Here is a 3,971-nt window from a genome sequence, read left to right on the forward strand (position 1 = left end):
GTCGCGTCCGAGCCCGCCCCGGTGCCGGGCGAGCTCGCCGCGGACGCCGCCCGGCTGCTGCGCGCGCTGCCGGACTCGGGGCTGCCCGAGCCGCGCCGGGCGTTCCTGGAGGCGCAGCTGAGGGCGCTGGAGTGCGTCGCGCGGCGGCTGGACGGCCGTCCGCTCGGGTTCCTCGCCGAGGTCCGGGCGTACTTCGAGGTGGACATCGAGCCCGTCCCGCCGGACCGGTACGCCAACGTCCACGAGCTGATCGACGAGCTGCTGCCCGGCTCCGGCGGGCCGCGCGCGAAGCTGGCCGCCTTCCGGGAGCGGGACCGGCTCGCCCCGGACGCGCTGGGACGGGCCGTCCGGGTGCTGTCGGGCGCGTTGCGTGAGCTGACGGCGGAACGGTTCGGGCTGCCGCCCGGTGAGGCCGTGGACTACGAGGTGGTCCGCGACCGTCCGTGGAACGCCTTCAACCGCTACCAGGGCGGCTACCGGTCACTGGTCACGATCAACGCGGACGCGGGCCACGGCTTGTCGGCGCTCCCCCACCTGGCGACACACGAGTGCTACCCGGGGCACCACACCGAACGCTGCGCGAAGGAGGCCGGGCTCGTGCGCGCGCGGGGACAGGACGAGCAGGCCATCGCGCTCGTCAACACCCCGCAGTGCCTCATCGCCGAGGGCATGGGCGAGGCCGCGCTGGACGCGGCGCTCGGCGACGGCTGGGGCCCGTGGACCGCCGAGGTCCTGGCGTCCGAGGGCCTCCACCTGGACGGCGAGCTCGCCGAACTCCTCCTGCCGCTCACCGCGCAGCTGCTGTCCGCGCGGCAGGACGCGGCCATCATGCTGCACGACCGGCACGCCGACCCCGAGACGGCCGTCGCCTACCTCGAACGGTGGATGCTCGTGGACGAGACGCGGGCACGGCACATGGTCCGGTTCCTGACCGATCCGCTATGGCGCGCCTACACCGTCACCTACATCTCGGGCTCCACGCTCGTGCGCGCGTGGATGCACGCAGGCCGGGACGAGTCGCCGACCGAGCGCTACCGCCGGCTGCTGACCGAACCCCTTCTCCCGTCGACCCTGACGGCCGATCTGGCCGCCACGCGCCGGGGAGCCGCATGACCCCGTCGCCCCGCGAACCGCCTCCCGTCCTCGGCGGCGGGACCGGCCGGGCGTTCCACGCCGACGGCGGCGAGCCCCTCCACCTCCGGCTCGCGCGGTCGGCGCTCTGCCCGGACGGCCTGACGAGCCCGGAGGCCGTGGAGGCCTGGCTCGCCGAGGCGCGCGACGGCGACCGGATGACCGTCCGGCCCGCGCCCCTGTCCGAGCTTCCGGGCTGGAACGTCGATCCCCGCACCGGCGACCTCACGCACGTCAGCGGGGCGTTCTTCACCGTGCACGGGCTGGCGGTCGAGCACCGCGACGCGCCCGTGCCGCGCCGGGAGCAGCCGATCATCGACCAGCCGGAGATCGGGATCCTCGGGCTGCTCGTCCGCGCGTTCGACGGGGTGCCGCACTGCCTCGTCCAGACGAAGGCGGAGCCGGGCAACGTCGGCGGCGTCCAGATCGCGCCGACCGTCCAGGCCACGCGCAGCAACTACACGCGCGTGCACCGGGGCAGGCCGGTGCCGTACCTGGAGCACTTCCGGACGCCGTCCCGGGGGCGGCTGCTCGTGGACGTCCGGCAGTCGGAGCACGGCGCGTGGTTCCTGCGCAAACGGAACCGGAACATGGTCGTCGAGACCCGCGAGGACATCGAGCTCCTGCCCGGGTTCCGCTGGCTGACGCTGCACCGGCTGCACCGGCTGCTGGACCGCGACGACCTGGTGAACATGGACCTGCGGTCGGTGCTGGGCTGCCTGCCGGTCGCCGGGCCCGGCGCGGCGGCGGCGCTCGCGCCCACCGGCGGTTTCCAGGACGCGCTGGCCCGGTCGCTGGACGCGTCGCCCGGCCTCCACGCGGACGCCGACCTGCTGCACTGGATCACCGAGCGGCGGACGCGGACGGACGTCCGGGTCCATCGCGTCCCGCTGTCCGGGATGGCCGGGTGGCGGCACGACGGCACCACCGTCACCCCGGAGGACGGCCGCTCCTTCGAGGTCGCGGGCGTGACGGTCGGCACGGCCGGGCGTGAGGTGGACGACTGGTCGCAGCCCGTGGTGCGGCCGCTCGGGACGTCCGTCGCGGCGTTCCTGGTGAAGCGGATCGACGGCGTCCTGCACCTGCTCGCGCAGGCGCTCGCCGAGCCGGGGTGCAGCGACGTGCTGGAGCTCGCGCCCACCGTCCAATGCGTTCCGCACGATCTCGACGGGGGGCCGCCCCAGGTCAGGCCGCCTTTCCTGGACGATGTGCTCGCCGCCGGGCCGGACCGCGTCCGGTTCGCGGCCACGCTGTCGGAGGAGGGCGGGCGGCTCTACCACGCGCGCGGCCGCTACCTGATCGTCGAGGCCGCCCCCGGCGACGGCGGCCCCGACGAGGGCCCCGAGGAGAGTCCGGACTTCCGCTGGCTCACGCTCCGCCAGTTCGCGGCGCTGCTGCCGCACAGCCACTACGTCAACGTGCAGGCCCGCAGCCTGCTCGCCTGCCTGTACTCCCTGCCCGGCCGATGACCCCAGCCCCTCCTTGTTCTAGGGACTCGTGACGATGACGAGATGCCGCATCTGCTCCGGTCCGGTCCGCGAGTTCCTCGACCTCGGACGGCAGCCCAGGTCCGACGCGTTCCTCCCGCCCGGCGAACTGGACGGGGAGTTCTTCTTCCGGCTGGCCGTGGGCGTGTGCGGGGACTGCGCGATGGTGCAGCTGACCGAGCCCGTCCCCGCCGAGGCGATGTTCCACCGCGAGTACCCGTACCGGACGTCGCAGTCGGCGCGGATGACCGAGCACTTCGCGCGCACCGCGCACCGGCTCGTGGACGGCGTCCGTGACCGTCCCGGCGCGTTCGTCGTGGAGGTCGGCTGCAACGACGGCGGCATCCTGCCGGCGCTCGTGCGCGCGGGCGTCCGGCACCTGGGCGTCGACCCGTCCGGGCGGGCCGCCGAGGAGGCCGCCGGACGCGGCGCGCGGGTCATGACGGCGTTCTTCGACAAGGCGTCCGCCGCGGAGATCCGCTCCGCCGAAGGCCCCGCCGACCTGATCTTCTCCGCCAACACGGTCAGCCACGTGCCCGACCTCGCCTCCGTCTTCGCCGGGGCCGACCACCTCCTCACCACGGGCGGACGCCTGGTCTTCGAGGACCCCTACCTCGGCGACGTCCTCGCCCGGACGGCGTTCGACCAGGTCATCGACGAGCACGTGTACTTCTTCACCGCGACGTCCGTGCGGGAGGCCGCCCGCCGCTTCGGCTTCGAGCTCGTCGACGTCGAGCCCCTGGACGTCCACGGAGGGCAGCTCCGCTTCACCGTGGGGCGGCCCGGCAGGCATCCGGTGAGCGGCGCGGTCGCGGGGGCGCTGCGCCGCGAGGAGCGGGACGTCCCGGAGCTGGACGCGTTCGCCGCGCGGGTCGGCCGCGTCCGGGACGAGCTGACCGCGCTGCTGCGGGCGCTCCGCGACGACGGCCGCAGCGTCGTCGGGTACGGCGCGACCGCCAAGAGCGCGACCGTGACGAACTACTGCGGCATCGGCCCCGAGCTGCTGCCGTTCGTGTGCGACTCCACCCCGGCGAAGCAGGGCCTGGTGACGCCCGGGACGCACATTCCGGTGCGCCCGCCGGACGCGTTCGCCGACCCCTACCCCGACTTCGCGCTGCTGTTCGCCTGGAACCACGCCGAGGAGATCATGGCCAAGGAGCACGCCTTCGGCGCGGCGGGCGGCCGGTGGATCCGCTACGTCCCCGACGTCCGCGTCGTCTGAGGAGGCGGTCCGGTGCAGGTCACGGGATGGGCGGCGGGAGCGCTGCCCGGTCTGGCGCTCGCGGGCGCGGGGATCGTCGCCGCCGCCGCGTGCGCGCGTCCGTTCACCGGCCCGCCCGGACGGGCCGCCGG

The 3,971-nt window shown here is 74.9% G+C and carries 3 protein-coding genes; all 3 read left to right on the plus strand.

The window, feature by feature from the left end; all coding sequences use genetic code 11:
- A partial coding sequence (locus EBO15_RS44940; protein ID WP_122200143.1) for a DUF885 domain-containing protein occupies nt 1–1,113 on the plus strand: 1,113 nt, incomplete at its 5' end.
- Nucleotides 1,110–2,600: an NDP-hexose 2,3-dehydratase family protein gene (locus EBO15_RS42800; RefSeq protein WP_122200144.1), complete on the plus strand. Its 1,491-nt coding sequence runs from the start codon at nt 1,110–1,112 to the stop codon at nt 2,598–2,600. The genes EBO15_RS44940 and EBO15_RS42800, both read left to right, overlap by 4 nt.
- A 34-nt stretch (nt 2,601–2,634) precedes the next feature.
- Entirely contained in the window at nt 2,635–3,840 is a 1,206-nt protein-coding gene (locus tag EBO15_RS42805) for a class I SAM-dependent methyltransferase (RefSeq protein ID WP_122200145.1), read from the plus strand.
- Nucleotides 3,841–3,971 lie beyond the last annotated feature (131 nt).

Origin of the sequence: Actinomadura harenae (assembly GCF_003696215.1) — a bacterium.
Classification (GTDB): Bacteria; Actinomycetota; Actinomycetes; order Streptosporangiales; family Streptosporangiaceae; genus Spirillospora; species Spirillospora harenae.